This is a genomic window from Sphingobacterium siyangense, from assembly GCF_007830445.1.
Lineage (GTDB): Bacteria > Bacteroidota > Bacteroidia > Sphingobacteriales > Sphingobacteriaceae > Sphingobacterium > Sphingobacterium siyangense.
In genome coordinates, this window is record NZ_VLKR01000002.1 from 281,868 (window position 1) to 301,270 (window position 19,403).

The 19,403-nt window shown below is 41.7% G+C and carries 16 protein-coding genes and 1 riboswitch; of the genes, 7 read left to right on the plus strand and 9 right to left on the minus strand.

Annotation, left to right across the window (positions count from 1 at the left end; all coding sequences use genetic code 11):
* Positions 1-3: 3 nt before the first annotated feature.
* Both IQ31_RS03530 and IQ31_RS03535 read left to right on the plus strand, forming a co-directional pair.
* Positions 4-1,071, plus strand: coding sequence for a hypothetical protein (locus IQ31_RS03530; RefSeq protein WP_145327113.1), 1,068 nt, complete (start codon positions 4-6; stop codon positions 1,069-1,071).
* Positions 1,065-4,487 (plus strand): sulfatase-like hydrolase/transferase, encoded by a 3,423-nt coding sequence (locus tag IQ31_RS03535; RefSeq protein ID WP_088162008.1) that lies wholly within the window; start codon positions 1,065-1,067, stop codon positions 4,485-4,487. Before IQ31_RS03530 ends, IQ31_RS03535 begins: the two co-directional genes overlap by 7 nt.
* Here the strand turns inward: IQ31_RS03535 and IQ31_RS03540 are convergent.
* The 8 genes from IQ31_RS03540 to thiS all read right to left on the minus strand — a co-directional run bounded on the left by IQ31_RS03540 (position 4,484) and on the right by thiS (position 11,749).
* Positions 4,484-5,725 (minus strand): YaiO family outer membrane beta-barrel protein, encoded by a 1,242-nt coding sequence (locus tag IQ31_RS03540; protein ID WP_088162007.1) that lies wholly within the window; start codon positions 5,723-5,725, stop codon positions 4,484-4,486. The two genes, IQ31_RS03535 and IQ31_RS03540, sit on opposite strands and share 4 nt — an antisense overlap.
* 146 nt (positions 5,726-5,871) lie before the next feature.
* Positions 5,872-6,582 (minus strand): HesA/MoeB/ThiF family protein, encoded by a 711-nt coding sequence (locus IQ31_RS03545; RefSeq protein WP_088162006.1) that lies wholly within the window; start codon positions 6,580-6,582, stop codon positions 5,872-5,874.
* Between the two features lie 4 nt (positions 6,583-6,586).
* Positions 6,587-7,711, minus strand: coding sequence for a 2-iminoacetate synthase ThiH (thiH, locus tag IQ31_RS03550; RefSeq protein WP_088162005.1), 1,125 nt, complete (start codon positions 7,709-7,711; stop codon positions 6,587-6,589).
* 10 nt (positions 7,712-7,721) lie between these two features.
* Positions 7,722-8,492, minus strand: a complete 771-nt coding sequence (locus IQ31_RS03555; protein ID WP_145327114.1) for a thiazole synthase — start codon at positions 8,490-8,492, stop codon at positions 7,722-7,724.
* Positions 8,489-9,121, minus strand: a complete 633-nt coding sequence (locus IQ31_RS03560) for a thiamine phosphate synthase (protein WP_244294322.1) — start codon at positions 9,119-9,121, stop codon at positions 8,489-8,491. The genes IQ31_RS03555 and IQ31_RS03560 overlap by 4 nt, the downstream gene beginning before the upstream one ends.
* Positions 9,067-9,684: a thiamine phosphate synthase gene (locus tag IQ31_RS03565; RefSeq protein ID WP_145327116.1), complete on the minus strand. Its 618-nt coding sequence runs from the start codon at positions 9,682-9,684 to the stop codon at positions 9,067-9,069. Before IQ31_RS03565 ends, IQ31_RS03560 begins: the two co-directional genes overlap by 55 nt.
* Positions 9,681-11,495, minus strand: coding sequence for a phosphomethylpyrimidine synthase ThiC (thiC, locus tag IQ31_RS03570; RefSeq protein WP_145327117.1), 1,815 nt, complete (start codon positions 11,493-11,495; stop codon positions 9,681-9,683). The genes IQ31_RS03565 and thiC overlap by 4 nt, the downstream gene beginning before the upstream one ends.
* Positions 11,496-11,542: 47 nt before the next feature.
* Positions 11,543-11,749, minus strand: coding sequence for a sulfur carrier protein ThiS (gene thiS, locus IQ31_RS03575; RefSeq protein WP_112376243.1), 207 nt, complete (start codon positions 11,747-11,749; stop codon positions 11,543-11,545).
* Positions 11,750-11,809: 60 nt separating this feature from the next.
* Positions 11,810-11,905: riboswitch (TPP riboswitch) on the minus strand.
* Between the two features lie 160 nt (positions 11,906-12,065).
* On the opposite strand from thiS, the gene IQ31_RS03580 reads away from it, so the two are divergent.
* The gene (locus IQ31_RS03580) at positions 12,066-14,702 is read left to right on the plus strand and encodes an alpha-L-rhamnosidase (protein ID WP_145327118.1); all 2,637 of its coding nucleotides are present in this window, start codon (positions 12,066-12,068) and stop codon (positions 14,700-14,702) included.
* A gap of 63 nt (positions 14,703-14,765) precedes the next feature.
* Here the strand turns inward: IQ31_RS03580 and IQ31_RS03585 are convergent, their stop codons facing one another.
* Positions 14,766-16,181, minus strand: a complete 1,416-nt coding sequence (locus IQ31_RS03585; protein WP_145327119.1) for an aminotransferase-like domain-containing protein — start codon at positions 16,179-16,181, stop codon at positions 14,766-14,768.
* A 111-nt stretch (positions 16,182-16,292) separates the two neighbouring features.
* Here IQ31_RS03585 and IQ31_RS03590 point away from each other — a divergent pair, with 111 nt between their 5' ends.
* The 4 genes from IQ31_RS03590 to IQ31_RS03605 all read left to right on the plus strand — a co-directional run bounded on the left by IQ31_RS03590 (position 16,293) and on the right by IQ31_RS03605 (position 19,334).
* Positions 16,293-17,183, plus strand: coding sequence for a DMT family transporter (locus IQ31_RS03590; protein ID WP_145327120.1), 891 nt, complete (start codon positions 16,293-16,295; stop codon positions 17,181-17,183).
* A 138-nt stretch (positions 17,184-17,321) separates the two neighbouring features.
* Positions 17,322-17,930 (plus strand): GrpB family protein, encoded by a 609-nt coding sequence (locus tag IQ31_RS03595; protein WP_088161996.1) that lies wholly within the window; start codon positions 17,322-17,324, stop codon positions 17,928-17,930.
* Positions 17,931-18,014: 84 nt separating this feature from the next.
* A complete protein-coding gene (locus IQ31_RS03600; RefSeq protein ID WP_145327121.1) occupies positions 18,015-18,443 on the plus strand; it encodes a DinB family protein in 429 nt (142 codons plus the stop codon).
* 252 nt (positions 18,444-18,695) lie between these two features.
* Complete coding sequence (locus IQ31_RS03605) at positions 18,696-19,334, plus strand: hypothetical protein (RefSeq protein ID WP_088161994.1); 639 nt, start codon at positions 18,696-18,698, stop codon at positions 19,332-19,334.
* Positions 19,335-19,403 lie beyond the last annotated feature (69 nt).

Genomic DNA, 19,403 nt, shown 5'->3' on the forward strand with positions numbered 1-19,403 from the left:
ATTATGCATCACCATATCGAGCTACATGAGCTTATTCTGGCGATTGTTATCGTATTGATTTTAGTACTATTGTTGATTATCACGGTACTGGGATACAGCTTTTATAGCTATAGAATCCTTCATAATAGGCAATCGTGGCGACAGATCATCGAGTACAAAATTATGGAGACTATTGTCGGTGGCGATGAGAATAGCGATCGAGATTTGGAGTTTGCGGAGTATTTGAAAGAACCGTCTTTTCGAGCTCTTTTTTTAGATGTATTAGTTGACTCTGATAGAAAATTTTCTGGTGGAGCTAAACAATCGATCAATAGGTTGTTTCATGATTTTAAATTGGAGGATGAGGCTTGGCGGAAGCTTCGGCATAGAAAAGCTTATTTGGTTGCCGGTGGGGTTCAGGAGCTTGCTGCAATGAATGTCGAATCAGCAATCCCAGAGATAACAGCCAAGCTTAATGATTCCCGTACCGCAGTATATCAAGAAGCACAATATGCAATTGTAACTTTCAAAGGGTATGAGGGGCTTGGTTTTTTGGATCATTTCGATCGTCCCTTATCAGACTGGCAACAATTACGTTTATTGTTTTCTATTCATGAAATACCGGAACTTTCAGAGTTACACGTTGATACCTGGCTTAAGAGTTCAAATGATTCTGTTGTCATATTTACGTTGCGCTTGATCCGAAAATTTAGATTGATGACTTTTTATACGGAAGTTTTTAACCTATTGGATCATCTATCTACGAAGGTTCGTATACAAGCCATACGGACATTGCAGGCCATTGAGAATAGTGGGACGATTCAGCAATTTATACAAAATTTTGATCTGCAACCAATCGAAGTTCAGATAGAAATCCTTAAAGCGATGAAAATTGCCAAAAGTAGAGAAAGTGAGCATTTTCTGAAGGATCAACTTTGGAATCATAGTCAAGTGTCAATTAAAATTTCTGCCGCAGAAGTACTCGTTGTGCTAGGAGAAGAACAGTATCTGCGTGAAATTTCACAACGTGAAGATACATACGACGAACTTACACAAATTATTAAACACGCATTGCAAGAGAAAAAATGTTAGAGTTTTCCCATATCGTATACGAAATTATAGTTTGGTTATTTTTGCTTTATTCGGCAGCAGTATTCATTATCTATACTTGGATAGGGCTATACGCTTATGGAGCGGTGTTTCGTTACAAACATAATAATACGTTTACGGACTATAGTATTATTGCTACCAACCCCAACGCGCCTACATTCAGTCTGATTGCTCCAGCTTACAATGAGGGGATGACCATCGTTGAAAATGTACGTTCTTTATTGTCGCTATATTATCATAATCTGGAAATTATCATCGTCAATGATGGTAGTAAAGACGACTCAATTTTGAAATTGATCGCCTCTTATGAACTTGAACCCACGTCTTTTTTTGTTCAGGGAAATATTGAGACCAAGGATATAAGAGGGATCTATAAGAGCAAAAATCCGGCGTTTAAGAAGCTGATTGTTGTTGACAAGGAAAATGGCGGTAAGGCTGATGCGCTCAACGTCGGTGTTAATATTTCTTCTGGAGATTATATCGTCTGTATTGATGTAGACTGTATTTTGGAACAGGATGCTATTTTAAAATTAGCAAAGCCATTTTTGGAACAGACCGACAAACGCGTTATAGCCTGTGGCGGAGTTATACGTTTGGCCAATAACTGTAATGTCGTGAATGGTTCTGTCGTGGACGTTAATCTTCCAAAATCATGGTTGGGGCGTACGCAGGCTTTAGAGTACATCCGTGCTTTTATTTTAGGTCGAATGGCTTGGTCAAGGGCTTCGGGTTTAATTCTTATTTCCGGGGCATTTGGCGCTTTTGACCGGGAGATCGTATTGGCTTGTGGGGGGTATGACCGAAATACGGTGGGAGAAGACATGGAGCTTGTTGTTCGTATGCGCCGCTATATGGAGGAGCAAAAGCAAGCCTACGAGGTGGTTAACATTCCTGATCCATTGTGCTGGACCGAAGTACCCGAGTCAAAAGAAGTATTACGTAAACAGCGTAATCGTTGGATGCGGGGTACTATGGAAACCTTATGGAAACATCGAAAACTCATGTTCAATCCGAAATATGGCCGTTTTGGTATGGTCAGTATGCCTTATTGGTTTTTCTTTGAGTTCCTGGGGCCTATTGTCGAATTTACGGGCTATATTGTTTTTATAATCTTTTTTATTCTGGGAATCATCAACTGGCCATTTTTCTTTGCGCTATTTGCATTGGTGATTGCTTCCGGAATTTTGTATTCGATCTATGCGATCTTGGTTGATCTTGTTAGTCATCAGGTTTATTCTAAGAAACGAGATCTTTCCACCCTAATAACTACGGCGATACTAGAACCTTTATACTTTCACCCCATTGTTGTTAAAGCCGGGGTACAGGGGGTTGTTGATTACTTTCGAAAGCAGCATGGCTGGGGAGAAATGACACGACAAGGCTTTCAACAAAAAGATGCGAATGAGTCGGTTTGGAAATACCTCGGTCAGCGATTAAATCTTTCGTTACAGAGCTTAGGACCTGTTATGTTGGTTGTTTTTGCCTTGTATATGTTGTCCGTTGGTGTAGAATGGTGGTGGTACGGTCGTCGATTTGTTCAGCTTTCGGAGTCACATGCCGGGAAATACCTGTTTTTGGATAACGTCTTGTTCATCTTTCAAGCCTTGGCCTGTTTGGGAATCGGCTATTTATTGCTTCAGTTCATAAGCAGTTTTTGGGCGAGACTTCTTATGGTTATATCGTTCTCGTTTATTGTCGTTATGCAATTCATCTTGTTTCTGTATTTTGGCGAATCCAGAAATTTGCTTGGAGCTGATATGTTCTATTACAGTTCGGAAGAGATGAAGCAAATTTTGGAGGCTAGCGGTATGTTGAGTTTTACCAATATTGCTTTACTTTTATTATTGATCGTAATTTCTTGGGTTCCCCTTTGGATTGCCAATAAACAGACATTCAAAAAGCCCTATGCTAGTATTGCACTGTTATTTTTGGGGATTATATCGTTTTTCATCTCCTCGGCTTCGTTTTTGGGGGGTAGCGCTGAAAAAGATGAATTCGTAGCCAATGCAAGTCGGAGTAAATGGCGTTATTTTTTTGATTCTAATTTATCCAATTACGTGGATGATCACCCCGGGATGTTCGCTATGTTCAATAAAGACGATGATGATGCAAAAGTGTTGGATACTAAATTTCCTTTTTTGAAAAAAGAGGATACGAAAGATTTCCTGGGGACATACATGCAAAAAACGGCGAAAGTACCTAATTTGGTCATTCTTGTTATCGAAGGTTTAGGACATGCCTATAGTGCTGAAAATGGCTATATTGGCAACTTTACACCTTTTATAGGTACATTGAAGCAACAGTCTTTGTATTGGGATAATAATATGAGTTCCTCGGGTCGGACATTTTCCGTTTTACCGACCATAACAGGTTCGTTGCCTTTTGCGACACATGGATTCCTGGAACAAGACACCTTGCCAGACAACTTCAATTTATTTAATATTCTGAAGAGTAATGGATTCAATACTGGATTTTTCTATGGTGGTCATTCTAATTTCGATTTCATGAAAAAGTTCATGGATTATAATAAAATAGATATGCTCATGGACCAAGCGGCATTCGGACCTCCTTATAAAAAATTGCCCGAAAAGGGAGGGGAGAGCTGGGGATATGAAGATCAGGCTGTCTTTAGCAAACTTCTTGAAGTACAGAAAGTACAGGAACACCCTTATTTCCATGTGCTTTTGACGCTATCAACCCACAATCCGTTTTTGATTAATAATGCGGCTCATTATGAGCAATTGTTTGATCAACGTATAGCAACATTGAACCTTACACCGGAACAAAAAAAGTGGGCTTTGGAGAACCGTACCCAACTTGTTTCGGTACTGAATTTGGATGATGCGATGGAGCAGTTCTTTAAAGAATATAAAAAGAGACTAGATTTTGCGAATACTATTTTTGTCATAACTGGAGACCACGCGATGCCTGAGATACCATTGCAAAGCAAAATCGATCGTTTTCATGTTCCCTTGTTGATTTATTCACCACTTTTAAAAGGGCCAAAGACTTTTCATAATTTTGTTAGCCATTTTGATGTCGCGCCTACTATATTGGCCTACTATCGTGAAAATTTTGGGCTTAAAACTCCTAGCCAAGTTACATGGATCGGTGAAGGGCTCGATAAGGGGGCTTCGACACAGGGAGATGGTATAGCCATGATGCAGAGTAAAAATCAATTGATTGATTTTGTGAAAGGCAGTTACCATCTTTCCGATGGACAACTGTATAAACTGGATGGTGTGCTCAATGAAGATGCCGCTGCTGATAATGCGAAAGAAGAATTGTCCAAGCGCTTTGAATTATTTAAGCGCAAGAACAAACTTTTTTATACGCAAAAGCGACTTCTTCCGGATAGTGTTTATACAAATTACTTTAATCGAACAGAGAAGAACTAGAATTTTCGAATATAACCAAGGATGATGTCCAATTGATTTCCTCGCTCTTTCGGCCTGAATTCTTGGTTATAATAGGTGCCCGAAATTGAAAATAAGTTACTTTGCTTAACGGAGAAATTATACTCGGCACCTACTTTGAATGTTTTTAATTTATAGGAAGCGTTGTCCAATAGATTATTTCGGTTTTCCTCGGGGCTCAGACCCGTTCCGGCACTAAATCCGAAGTAATCATTTGCTCCTTTTGTATAATAGCGGACTGTTCCGGTATAGGATTGGGAAATATTCTTTTCGCCCGGTGTAAGGTAAGTCCTCAGATTGAACCAAAAGTTTTGGTAATATTTTCCGACTGAAGCCGTGTACATCCAGATGTTGTCACTAAAATAAAGCTGACGATATCCGATTTCCCCCTCAAAGCTGTTCGGAAGATTGGCATAGAGAGACACACCAGTTCTATATTTCGCAAAAATCCCCACATTATTGGAATATCCAGCACCGACATATAAGTAAAATATCTTTGAAATACGTGGGTAAGCCTCCATCTCAAATTGGACGCCATTTTCTGCAAATTTATTCGCATAGTTCGTTCTGAAAATAACTGATCCTATTGGTGTTGCCCGTTTATAACTTAATCCAACAATGTGCCAATTATGATCAAACTGTTTGTCAAAATAGACGAAATTATACGTCAGACCGATTGCATTTTTAGCCGTATATTCTTCAATATTTTTTGCCAGCGCTCTTGCTTCCGTATTTTTGGGATTAATTGCCAATAAATTATTAATTGCCTTTTCGGCTGCCTCATAATGATCATTGCCATAACTTATTTTACCTTTTAAAAGAAGTAAATCCTGAGACCGCGGATGTATGCTAAGCCCTTTGTCTATAATTGCAATCGCTCTGTCGGTCTGATCATTCCAATATTCCAATGAGGCGTAGGCTAAAAAGAAATCTTCATCACTTGTATTCTTTTTATCCAGTTCTGTAAAAATGGTTCGTGCCGAATCAATTTTATCCGACCAGGTATAAAGACGTCCGAGAAAAATGCTAATATCCGTGTAATCTGGTGCTTGAAGTAGGGCCTGTTTAGATAATTGAATGGCTTGCGGATAATCTTTTGAATCAAAAGCTACTTTTCGCGCTTTTACAAATAGATCATCAGCGGTGAGTTTCGTCTCTTGCGCGACAGAAAATAAGGGTAATAAAGAGAGGGAGAGTAATGGATAAATTACTTTTTTCATTCCAGATCGTAAATTTGACATTTAAGCTTGCTAATATATAAACTAAAATTAGGAAATTTTGTTTGTCGCTAGTTGTTTTAAAATAAATTTTTGAACTCTTTTAAAGCATTCTAACGATCATTTCGGAATGCATTCCGAAATGATCGTTAGAATGAAAGTTTTGAAAAACGCCAATGGAATGTGTCAACAACCGTTAACTGGTTGCTATCTACGGGTAATCCGGTTACTATTTTAAGTACCTGCATCGCCATCATGCTGCCGATAATACCGGGCAAGGGGCCCAGCACCCCATTTTTATCGCAATTTGGAACCTGCTCCGGATCGGGGGGCGTTGGAAAGATATCTAATAGGTTTTTACTACCCTGATAGTTAAAGACAGCCAGCTGCCCTTCAAAACCATAGATGCTACCGTATACCAAAGGTTTATCGAGTTGTAGGCACGTATGATTAAGCAGGTAGCGTGTCGTAAAGTTATCACAGCAATCGACAATGATATGATAGGGAGCGAGCATTGCTAGCGCGTTGTCAGCATCTATTTTTACCTGAAAGGGTTCAAAATCAATTGTGCTATTGTGCTGTCGTATATAGGCTGCGGCACTTTCTGTTTTTGCTTGGTTTATATTATCTTCGGAATGAATGATCTGTCTATTTAGATTGTGGATTTCAACCTGGTCAAAATCAATCAGGCCAAGTTTGCCTATACCGGCCGCGGCTAAATATTGAACGACAGGACTCCCGAGTCCGCCTGCACCAACGACCAATACCTTGGCATCCATAATCTTCCGTTGTCCGGCAACGCCAATCTCTTCGATAAAAATCTGTCTGCTATAGCGATCAAAAATGTTATCTTTTTTCATGTATTTAACGTACAATACCCGCGTAATTGCTTTCCCAGTCTTTCATCACTGGAGAATAGCCCATTTTTCGGATTTGATTTTTTATTGTTTCCATATCTCTTTCATCACTTACTTCAAATTGTTCCAAAGCTTGGGGATCGACAACATAGCCTCCCGGATTGGTTTTTGAAGCGGCACTCATTGTGGTTACGCCAATAGGTATGATATGATCTCTGAAGGTTTCGTTCTCTCGGGTAGAAATAGAGATTTCCAAATTTTCATTCCACAGACGATATGCGCAGATCAACTGCAGCAGATCACGATCTGCCAAATGAAAATTTGGCTCAACAGAACCCGCGGCTGGTCGTAAGCGCGGAAAGGAAATGGAATAGCGTGTCTGCCAATATTGTTTTTGCAAGTAGGAAATGTGTGCCGCGGTGAAAAAGCTGTCCACCCGCCAGTCCTCTAGCCCAAGTAATACCCCCAGTCCGATTTTATGGATTCCGGCCCGGCCTATACGGTCAGGCGTATCCAAACGATAGTCAAAATTGGACTTCTTTCCTTTCGGATGATATTGTTTGTAAACTTCCCGATGGTAGGTTTCCTGATAGACCAAAATTGCATAAACCCCTGCGGCCTGTAGTAGTCGGTACTCGGATTCTTCCAGCGGCTGTACCTCAATGGATATCTGTGAAAAATGAGGTTTTAAAAGCCGAATAGCGTTTAGGAAATAATTGATCTCGACCGTTTTGTTGGCTTCTCCGCTAACGAGTAAAATGTGGTTGATTCCCATGGTTTTGAGTGCCATTGCCTCCAGTAATAGTTCTGTGTTGTTAAGTGTTTTGCGTTTAATTTTATTGTCCATGCTAAAACCGCAATATGTACAGATATTTTGGCACTCATTACTCAGGTAAAGAGGGGCATAGAGCTGTATGGTTTTACCGAAGCGACGTTGCGTGATTTGTTGTGTTTTTTGTGCCATTTGTTCTAGATACGGTGCTGCAGCCGGTGAGATGAGTGCCCTAAAGTCAGCGAGTGTTAAATGGTCTTTTTCTAACGCATGTTGTACATCCTGATTGGTAGCGTCATAAATCTGCGTGTGGACGTCATTCCAGGAGTATTCATCGAGAATCGTTTTGAAATCTGTCATAAGAGAATCATCAATCAAATAAAAATGAAGTTAAGGGACTCGAACCGATTGCTTTTGATCCGATCTTTCCTAAACCGGCCTCATAAGCCTTTCGTCCCGCAATAACAGCCTCTTTGAATGCTTCGGCCATACGTATCGGATTATTGGAGACCGCAATTGCCGTATTGACCAAGACTGCATCGGCTCCGATTTCCATGGCTTTGGCGGCATCGGATGGAGCTCCGATCCCAGCATCTACAACCACAGGGACATTACTCTCCTCAATAATAATTTCGAGAAAGTCTAGTGTGCGAAGCCCTTTATTACTACCAATAGGAGCACCTAAAGGCATAACAACTGCAGTACCTGCATTTTCCAATCTTTTACAAAGTACTGGATCTGCGTGAATATAGGGCATGACAATGAAACCCAGTTTGGCCAGCGATTCAGTTGCACGCAGGGTTTCAATAGGATCGGGCAGTAAATAACGAGGGTCGGGATGAATTTCCAGCTTTACCCAGTTGGTTTCCAGTGCCTCCCGTGCAAGTTGGGCTGCGAGCACAGCTTCTTCAGCAGTTCGTGCTCCCGAAGTATTGGGAAGCAAATCGATTGCCGCCAGGTCGAGTGCACTGATGAGACTGTCGTCTGAGCTGGTCTGGTCGATTCGTTTGAGGGCAACGGTGACCAATTGGGAGGCCGAAGCCACAATGGCATCGCTCATTTCTGTGAGATTACCGAATTTGCCCGTACCCAGAAATAATCTGGATTCAAATACGCGATCGGCTATATGTAGGTTGTTCATAATAAAATTTTATTGATGGATGAAACAATGTTTGGAGTCTTGGTTACGATTCCGGAGAGTGCTACACCGTAAACTCCAATTTCTAATAGCTGTTGGATATCTTCAAGTTGGCTTATACCGCCAATTGCGAATATTGGAATAGGGGGCAAGTCTTCTAGGTGGACTTGTCGGATGATGTTTTCATATCCTGCAATCCCCAATAGGGGACTTAGTTTTTGTTTTGTTGTGGTATAGTTGAATGGTCCGAGTCCAATATAGTCACAATGTTCACTTATTCTTTGTTTTACATCCGCAAAGCTATTGGCAGTACCGCCGATTATTTTTCCTGCCCCCAATATGTTCCGGGCAGCTGTGACGCTGCAGTCATCCAGTCCCAAGTGCACTCCATCAGCATCTACAGCCGCTGCAAGCAAAGGATGGTCATTGATAATACAGCTGGCACCAAATTCGGAACAGGTTTGCTTGATCTGTTCTGCAAGCAGGTAGCGGCTCTTTTCATCGGCGTCCTTCCATCTGATCTGTATCCATTTGGCCCCCGCATCCAGCGCTTTCAGTATGTTATTTTTTTGTTCAGTTAATGTTTGTCCCTGCGATATATATTGGAGTTTTTCCATAGTTTTTGTTTGCATGCTATAAAATTTTGAACGGGATCAGGGTGCTTCCATAAAGTACCATATAAGGCAATTCCATCTGCACCTTGCTGCATCGGGATAAGACAGTTGCCTTGGTTTATCCCTCCAAGACCGATGAGACCAACAGTAAAGTTGGAGCGTGACGGGAGCTGATCCAACCTTGCATTATACACTCCATACCCCACTTTTGAGATGCTTGGAAATAATGGACTTAGAAAAGCATAGGCCCAACATTCATCAAGGTTATTGAATTGATCGATATCATGCACAGATGTCGAACAGATTGCTGTAGACAGCATTTGATTTGTAGATCTATCCTTTCTATTCTTTTCGTTCATATGAATACGTGCGATTCCGAGCTCAGCCGATAGGTGAGGGTGGGAATGTAGGACCAATCTGTCCAGGTACGTTGAATCTATAGATTCAACGTACCTGGACATTTGTAGGTCCGTAAAATGATACTTGCGCAAATGCAGGATATCAAGTCCTTCTTTGAACAAAGCATTTATAATCCCTTTTTCAGAAGGGATCGTTTCTGCTGCTGTCAAAGCGATGATCATAAATAGATCTCTTTTCCTTGTGCGATGAATTCCTGCGATTTTTCCAGCATTCCTTGTGCGGCACTATCTCTGATTTCCTGTGTAATTTTCATCGAGCAAAATTTGGGACCGCACATGGAGCAGAAGTGAGCCACTTTGGCCGCATCTGCCGGTAACGTTTCGTCATGATATTCACGTGCGGTATCTGGATCCAGGGAAAGGTTGAATTGATCTTCCCATCTAAATTCAAATCTCGCTTTACTCAAGGCATTATCACGGTATTGTGCACCTGGATGTCCTTTGGCTAAATCGGCCGCATGGGCAGCTAGTTTATAGGTGATTACACCGTCTTTGACATCTTTTTTATTTGGTAAGCCCAAATGTTCTTTGGGCGTCACATAGCAAAGCATCGCACATCCATACCAACCGATCATCGCAGCTCCAATGGCTGATGTGATATGGTCATAACCTGGAGCAATATCAGTTGTTAAGGGACCCAAGGTATAAAATGGAGCTTCGTCACAACAGGCCAATTGCTTGTCCATATTCTCTTTGATCAATTGCATAGGAACATGACCCGGACCTTCGATCATCACCTGAACATCGTGTTTCCAGGCGACCTTGGTGAGTTCGCCCAGTGTTTCGAGCTCAGCAAATTGAGCCGCATCGTTGGCGTCCGCAATGGCACCTGGACGGAGACCATCGCCAAGTGAAAAAGCAACATCATATCGCTTCATGATCTCACAGATCTCCTCAAAATGAGTATAAAGAAAGTTCTCTTTGTGGTGGAAAAGACACCATTTGGCCATGATAGACCCTCCTCTGGAGACAATGCCCGTTACTCGAGATGCCGTGAGATGGATATAACGAAGCAGTACGCCGGCGTGTATAGTAAAGTACGAAACACCCTGTTCGGCCTGTTCAATCAAGGTATCTTTGAATATTTCCCAGGTAAGGTCCTCGGCCACTCCCTTCACTTTTTCGAGCGCCTGATAGATCGGTACTGTACCGATTGGAACGGGCGAGTTACGGATAATCCATTCGCGGGTTTCGTGAATATTTTTGCCAGTGGATAGGTCCATGATGGTATCGGCTCCCCATCGACAGGCCCATACCGCTTTCTCAACTTCTTCCTCTATACTTGAACTTACAGCGCTATTGCCAATATTGGCATTAATTTTAACAAGAAAGTTGCGCCCGATAATCATGGGTTCACTTTCAGGGTGATTGATATTATTGGGGATGATTGCTCTTCCGGCAGCGATTTCCTCACGGACAAATTCTGGTGTAATTACTTTATCATGTGTTCTGGCACCAAAGTTCTGTCCTTTATGCTGATGATCCATTCCGGGGGTACTGGCCGTGAGCTGCTCGATACGTTGGTTTTCACGGATAGCAACGTACTCCATTTCAGGCGTAATGATGCCTTGCTTTGCATAATGTAATTGGGTGACATTCCTGCCGGCAGAGGCTACTTTTGGTTTATGACTATAGGCAAATCGGAGTTCATCCAACGTTGGATCAGAAAGGCGTTTTTGTCCATATTCAGAGCTGATGTTAGCCAGCTGTATGACATCCTGACGATCTAAGATCCACTGATCGCGAAGGCGAGGGAGGCCTTTCCGGATATCGATATGGACGGTGTCATCCGTATATGGTCCAGAAGTATCATAGACTGTTACCGGGGGATTAATTTCTACTTCTCCATTCGTTAATTTGGTTGGACTCAAGGAGATTTGACGCATAGCGACTTGAATAGGAAATAGTTTTCCGGATACAAAAATTTTCTTTGCATTTGGAAAGGGCGATTGCGTAATTTTTTCAGCTGTCATTTTTTTCTGTATTGGGTGAATTACTCGGTTGATTTTTTTGGGAATGGCTATCCGCCTTGAGATGCAGTGATTAAGATAATCTGATCATAAGGTTTAAGTGTTGTCGTACCCCAGTCCTTTTTGGGGATGACTTGGTTGTTGATGGCTACAGCCACGCCCTGGGTTTTGCCAGATAATTCCAAAAGTAACAAGCCTTCTAGTGACGTAAGTGCGGGATCGAAAAATCGAATTTGATGGTTTATTGTAAGTTCCATTCCTTAATTTTTTTTGGTAAAACTTTAGGAATGGCTACACAAAGGCGCAGCAATGCACCTTGTAGACAGCTCACTTTTCCCTACGCCAGTATGATCCGGATCAGGTTCTAAGGGTAAAATCTCAGCCTGCACGAGCAGACACCCCTAAAGTTGCGACTAAGATAAGGTTATTTTTATGAAAGTTGCAAGAATTTTATTTTGCAGACTTGGGTTTATTGCACAGGACAGTGCAGGTCAATATGTGGGAAATAATTGATATATTAGTTTTTTGAATCAGCTAAAACAATTTAATAACCACCAAGAATAGTATCTTTCAATGCGTAAGATTTTATTGACAGCACTGTTGTGTATCGCTAGCAACACTTATGCCCAACCTAAAAACAACTGCAGCGCCGTGCAGTTGACATGCGAACATTTGGTCAATCCGTTGGGTATTGATGCAATTCACCCGAGACTTAGCTGGCGACTTGAGGACCAACGTAAAGGTGCGGTACAACAAGCTTATCAGATCCTTTTAGGGCAAGATTCGCTGGCATTACTGAAAGAGACAAAAGATAGCTGGGATAGTGGCAAACAGTTCAGCTCGGCTATGTTAGTGTCCTATAACGGCGCACAGTTAAAGCCACAGACTAAGTACTACTGGAAGGTTAAAATATGGGATAAGGATGGTGTATCAACACGTTCTGAAATAGCATCTTTCGAAACAGGAATGATGGGAATGGACCTTTGGAAAGGAAAATGGATCAGCGACAATAAGGATATTCATGCACGGGAAACGCCTTATTTTAGAAGAGAATTTAAGGCAAATAAGCAGATAAAATCTGCCCGCGCGTATATTGCCACAGCGGGATTATATGAACTTTCCATTAATGGCCAGCGCGTTGGCGACCACCGTCTGGATCCAATGTATACACGATTTGACCGACGCACGTTGTATGTCGTGACGGACGTAACCCAGCAGCTTCAAAAAGGAGAGAACGCTATTGGCGTTGTTTTGGGGAATGGCTGGTATAATCATCAACCAATGGCCGTTTGGAACTTTGATAAAGCACTATGGCGGGCCCGGCCAACATTCTGTTTAGAACTGAAAATTGTTTATACAGATGGAACGACGGAAACCATTGTTTCGGATAAGCAGTGGAAGACTGCTTCGGGGCCAATCACCTATAATAATATTTACACTGGTGAGCATTACGATGCAAGACTGGAAATACCTAACTGGGATAAACCAAAATACGATGATTCGGCCTGGCCGGCTGTTCAGTATAGAAATGCGCCATCAGCGCATATCGTTTCCCAACAGATGGTACCGATTCGGCTCGTAAAGTCCTATAAGCCAAAATCAGTGACAAAGATAGACCAACGTACCTATGTGTTCGATATGGGCCAGAATATGGCCGGGATTACAAAAATTAGAGTGAAAGGAGCTGCGGGTACTATGCTGCGTATCAAGCATGGTGAGCGATTGCAGGCCGATGGGCATCTTGATCAGTCCAATATTGATGTTTATTATCGCGGCGATAAGGAAAAGGAGCCTTTTCAGACCGATATATTGACCTTAAGTGGCCGCGAGGATGAGTTTATGGCCAAGTTCGGTTACAAAGGGTTTCGTTATGTCGAGGTTAGCAGCAGTGCCGCAATTGCATTGGATAGTTCGGCTGTGACCGCCTATTTTATGCATAGTGATGTGTCTGCTATTGGACAGCTCAAGACATCATCAGCGTTGGTCAATAAACTATGGACAGCGACCAACAATGCCTACTTGTCCAATTTGATGGGCTATCCTACAGACTGTCCGCAACGGGAAAAGAACGGCTGGACAGGGGATGGGCACCTTGCGATTGAAACAGCTCTATACAATTTTGACGGGATAACAGTTTATGAAAAATGGATGGCGGATCATCGTGATGAACAACAGGAGAATGGTGTCTTACCCGATATTATTCCAACTGGCGGATGGGGCTACGGTACCGCAAATGGTTTGGATTGGACAAGCACCATTGCCATCATTCCATGGCAGATCTATCAGTTTTATGGAGATCCACGTGCATTAGAAGAATGCTACCTAAATATCAAACGCTATGTCGATTATGTAGACGGAATCAGCCCGTCTGGATTGACAACGTTTGGGCGTGGAGACTGGGTGCCGGTGAAGTCACAGTCCAATCTGGAGTTGACCTCATCTGTTTATTTTTATGTGGATGCGACCATCTTGGCTGCTGCGGCCAAATTGTTTGGATACACAGCAGATCAACAAAAATATGAACTGCTAAGCGAAAAAATTAAGACGGCCATCAACGCTAAATTTTTAGATGCTTCCAAGGGTGTTTATAGCAATGGAACACAGACCGAACTGAGTGTACCACTCTATTGGGGGGTTGTACCCAATGAAATGAAAGCCCGTGTTGCAGCCAATCTGAATAAGAAAGTGGAAGAGACCAACTTTCATTTGGATGTAGGCGTATTGGGTGCTAAAGCATTATTGAATGCGTTAAAAGATAACGGTTATGCAACGACAGCCTATAAGGTCGCGGTACAAGATACCTACCCGTCTTGGGGATGGTGGATTGTAAATGGAGCGACAACATTGTTGGAGAACTGGGATTTAAAAGCAACACGGGATATTTCAGACAACCACATGATGTTTGGCGAAATCGGTGGTTGGTTTTTTAAATCTATCGGCGGGATTCTGCCAGATCCTGAACAACCTGGATTTAAACATGTACTCTTAAAACCTATCTTCCCCCAGGAACTGAAAGAATCTTCTATTTCTTACGATTCACCCTACGGTAAAATTGTTTCTGAATGGAAGTTAAAGGATAAAATGATCGTATATAATATCCAAATACCTGCTAATGCGACGGCAACATTTTATCCACCGGATAATGTTAGAGGCAGCGATATCGTCCAATTGGAGGCTGGTAAACACAGGCTGGTGCTGGAACTCAAGTAAGCATAGGCCCCGACTTGTTGTTTCGTTGTCTTGACTGTTGGTTTTATTCTTTTATGTTATAATCTATTGGAGGGCTTTTGCGAGTTTACCAAGCTGTTTTAACTTTAAGGCGAGTTCATTGCTCCAGGGTAAGCCAATACAGAGACGCATGCAATGGTGAAATTGATCCTGCAAGGTGAAGATCCTTCCCGGTGAAATGCTAATCTGTAGTTTAAGCGCATAGTTGTATAGTTTGCCTGTATCGATGTGTTTTGGAAATTCAACCCATAGGGCGAGTCCGCCCTGTGGGCGGCTTATTTTAGTACCTTCCGGAAAATGGTCCGCGATGATAGCGGCATACTGCCGGTAGTTTTCTGTTAATGATTTACGGAGTTTACGTAGGTGATTTTCATACTTTCCTGTTAATAGAAAATTTCCCACTGCCTCGTTGATGATCGCTGTAGATGATAGGGAATGGATCAGTTTTAGTTTGATAATCTGTTCCTTGTATTTTCCAGGAGCGACCCATCCGACACGGAAGCCCGGAGCCAATGTCTTTGAAACTGACCCGCACCAGAGTACATTGCCATCTAGGTCAAAAGATTTGCAACATTTGGGGCGTTGGGTGCCAAAATGGAGGTCGCCGTAAGTGTCATCTTCGATCAGCGGGATATGATGTTTTGCTAGCAGTGATACAATTTCCCGCTTGTTCTCATCCGGCATACAATAGCCCAAAGGGGTGTTAAAATTGGGAACCAGTAAGCAGAGTTTGATTTCGGGCAATAGCTTTTTGAGGGCTTCAATGTTTATTCCCGTAATGGGGTCCGTGGCTATTTCCAGCACCTTAAGTCCCAGGCTAACGGCAAGTTGGAGGATACCCGGATAGCAGGGGCTTTCAAGAGCCAGTGTATCTCCAGGTTTGGTTAAGGCCATCAGACATAAAACCAACGCATTCATACAGCCGTTGGTGGTAACGACCTCATCTTCGTTTAGATTTCCACCCCAGGCCAATGAACGTACAGCTACCATACGACGTAATTTTATATTGCCCTGCAAGGGCTCATATGCTGTGCCACCATCGCTGAGCTCCTGTGTAGCGAGAACGATTTCTTTTTTCAATTTTGCGGTAGGCAGGAGACTTCCCGAAGGAACACCGATGGAAAATAAGGTTAAATCCCGGCGCCCCATGGTTGAATACACCTTATTCATTAATTGATCTGGTTCTCGGTTATTGGCGATTGGAATAGGTTGACTGGCTGCGGCCAAAGGAAGCTGCAAATAGTTTGGAGGACTAACGAAGTAGCCGGACTGAGGTTTGGACCGTATAAGTGAACGTCCTTCAAGCTCTAAAAATATCCTTTTTGCGGTATTTATACTGATACCGTGTTCAGCACTTAGATTTCTCACTGAAGGTAGTTTCTCGCCAGCTTTTAAGACACCTGAATTAATCTTATTCGCAATATTGTCTGCTATTTCATTATACAAATAATCTTTTTTCATAAAATAAGGATTAATATCTGTCTTCAAAGGTAACTGTGTCCATTGAATTATCAAAAACTGTGACTGTGCTTAGTTCTTGTAATGGACGAACTTTGTGTAAAAGGTTGAAACATGGCAGAATTAAGTATAAGTAAATTACAAGAAAATACCGCAAGCGGTTGGTTAAACGGTTTTATTGGGGTGGTATTATTTAGTGGTTCGTTGCCGGCAACACGAATGGCGGTTTTAGCATTTGACCCCGTATTTGTGACGCTAGCCAGAGCTTCGATTGCAGGTATATTGGCACTGGTAACATTGATCGTTTTTAAGGAAAAACGCCCAGAAAGAAAACAATTGGGTTCGCTATGCATCGTTGCAATAGGATGTGTCGTTGGATTTCCCTTACTGAGTGCTTTAGCCCTGCAGCACATCACGTCTGCGCACTCTATCGTTTTTATCGGTATTTTGCCCGTATCGACAGCCGTATTTGGTATTATACGCGGTGGCGAGCGTCCGAAGCCAATCTTTTGGCTGTTCTCTGCTTTAGGGAGCCTACTGGTGATCGGCTATGCGCTGGCACAAGGACTAACAGCCTCACCTTTAGGTGACGTTTTAATGATTTTATCGGTCATTCTCTGTGGTTTGGGCTATGCTGAAGGCGCTAAATTGACCAAGACACTGGGTGGTTGGCAGGTCATTTCCTGGGCCCTGGTTTTGTCGCTGCCGCTGATGTTGCCACTTACTTTTATCTATCTTCCATCCACTTTTGATGCTGTACCTATGGGCGCCTGGGCTAGTTTAGCCTATGTTTCTTTGTTCAGTATGTTTATTGGCTTTGTTTTTTGGTATAAAGGACTTGCCCAAGGTGGCACGGCGACTATCGGACAGTTACAGTTATTACAGCCATTCTTTGGTTTGGCTTTAGCCGCCTGGCTTCTTCATGAACAAGTCAGTGTTGGCATGCTTGCTGTAACAGATGGTGTTATCCTCTGTGTCGTAGCGACGAAGAAATTTGCCCAATAAATGCATTAGAAAAATAGAACTGGTTTATAGGTTCTCTCGGAAAACCATAAATTTATTAACTTTAACTTTTAGGGCATCGTTCGAGGTGTATTTGATCGAATGATGTCTATTATCTTGTATTGACAAAGACAATAGCGTATGATTTTACCGTTTGAACCTTATAATCCGATATGGAAAGCGAATTTCGACAGCATTCAAAATGAACTTCTTGCATTGTTGAAACCTATAAGGTCGAGGGTAGATCACATAGGCAGTACGGCCGTTGAGGGATTGTCTGCCAAACCAATCATTGATATATTGATCGGTCTTGAGGAAGAAAATGACCTTGATCGCATTCCGTTCCTGTTGCAGGGTAAATGCTATGTATATTATGAAAAATATAATGAGGATATGCCTTACAGACGTTTTTTTGTCGCCCTAATTGATCGGCCTGAAGTATTGGGGTTGCCAGAGCACATTGCACCCGACGATGAAATTCCAGTACGATTGCATGATCATTCGCTACGGATAGCGCATATTCACAGCATACCGTTGCAATCAGAACACTGGTTGCGCCATATCGCGTTTCGCGATTATCTGCGTGTACATGAAGAAGTAAGAGATCAGTATCAGGCGATCAAAGAAAAGTTGGTACTCCAGCAATGGAAAGATGGGAACGACTATAATGACGCCAAAGATGAATTTTTGAAAGAGCACGAAGCAAAAGCTGTGGAATGGTACAAAAAAGTTTACGGAACAATAAAATAGTAGAACAATGGAACGTTGCACAATAGCGTGGAGGCAAGGGATTACATTGTTAAGAAATTAGTGCAATAAGAGATAGATTTAGGTATGAGTACATTTTTGTCAGAATTTGAGGATATTATCCATGATTTTACCCAGCAAATTATGGAATTAAACGAGGACGATTTTAATATGAAATTGGGACAAAATAAGTGGAGTAAAAAAGAAATTCTAGGTCATTTAGTCGATAGCGCTTTTGTAAATTACGGACGGTTTATAAGAGCTCAATTTGAAGAAAATCCAAAAATATACTATGATCAGGTAGCCTACTGTTCATCTGCTGACTATCAACATGCTGAGACCGTTAAATTATGCAATCTATGGCGATCGGTAAACGAGCAATTGTTGTTTTTGTTTCAGCATATAATTGCGAATAAACTGACACAAAGGACTTGTAATGACCATAGCCTCGAATTTTTAATGCATGACTATGTGATGCATTTGAAGCATCACAGAAATCAGATTTTGCCTGAATGATGAAATTTAATCCCTGATGAGTGGTGTCCTTACTTCTCAAGGACCTTTTTGATAATATCAATTAAGAATTAAAGTATTTCTTTTATAATTAATAACTGCAAAACAATTGTCAGTGTAAACTTGTTGTCTAATAGGTGGTTCTATAGTTTTTACGCTAAGACTACCCAAAATAGATCGATGTACTGGCATATCCCACGAAAATACGAAGAGACTCTCTGCTACACTTCAAAAGGACACTAATTTTTAAAATATATGAAATCGAAGTCATTTTTAACCGCAATTGTCTCAAGCTTCTTATTGTTGGCTTGTAGTACCTCCACAAGGATAACAGATGTCTATAAAAATAGAGATCTGACTCCAAAACAATACCAAACAATATTCATTATTGCGATGACAAACCATGCTAAAGCACAGGAAGTCATTGAATCCAATTTGGCTGAAGCGGCTTCCATGCATGGCTACAAGGCTATTAAAAGTACTGATGTTTTTAAACGCACGTTCACCAAAGATGAAAGTCAAAATAGAGATTTAGTGATGAAAGCAGTACACAGTCTGAATGCGGATGCTATTTTTACTGTTACCCTGATCGACAAAACCAGCGAAACCCGATATGTACCGGGAAGTGGACCTTATATGCCTTATCCGAGGTTTGGATGGTATGGTAATTTTTGGAGCTATTACTCCCATTGGTACCCGATTGCATACGATCCTGGATATTATACCACGGATAAAATGTACTATCTGGAAAGCAATCTATATGACGTTAGTTCCGAACAACTGGTTTGGAGTGTGCAGTCTGAAACAATCAACCCTTCCAGCTTAGCTGATTTTTCTAAAAGTTATACGAAAGCCCTTATTAAGGCTCTAGAAAAGGATATGTCCACTAAATAACCATCGATAAAAGTATATTTAAAAGCTAGCTTTAAATTAAATCGTTATATTGGTATATAATTATTCTTT